This is a genomic window from Kitasatospora sp. NPDC001683 (assembly GCF_053596495.1).
On sequence record NZ_JBSFGK010000221.1, the window covers coordinates 1 to 558 of the forward strand.

Here is a 558-nt window from a genome sequence, read left to right on the forward strand (position 1 = left end):
GCCCGGTTACATTCCGAACCCGGAAGCTAAGCCTCACAGCGCCGATGGTACTGCAGGGGGGACCCTGTGGGAGAGTAGGACGCCGCCGAACAATTATTCAAGGCCGCGGCCCCAGCGACTCGCTGGGGCCGCGGCCTTTTTGTGTTTTGCGAACTTGTACGAGGCCGGCAGACCGGGACTTTCGCCCAGGCGCGAAGGCTTCCGGGATGCCGGACAATGGAGATGGTGCGCGGCCAGGAGGCCGGCGCCGATACCGCGGTGACGGCACTGGAGTTGCTCGGTCCGCGGTGGAGCTGAAGCAGCAGAAGGAGTCACCAGGATGTCGAACCAGCCCGAGGGCCGTCCCGAGCGTCGATCGGACGACGGCCGAGGCTACGAGCCCCGGTCGCGTGGGGGCTGGTCCAACGACCGTGGCGGCTTCCGCCGCGATGACCGTGATGACCGTCCGCGTCGTGACGACCGTCCGTCGTACCGCGACCGTGACGACCGTGGCGGTGACCGCGGCGGGTTCCGCCGTGATGACCGTCCGCAGGGTGGTGGCTTCCGTCGGGATGACCG

1 rRNA gene is annotated in these 558 nt (G+C 68.3%); it reads left to right on the plus strand.

The window, feature by feature from the left end:
• Positions 1-91 (plus strand): 5S ribosomal RNA (gene rrf / locus ACWCYO_RS40565); the annotation flags it as partial.
• Positions 92-558 lie beyond the last annotated feature (467 nt).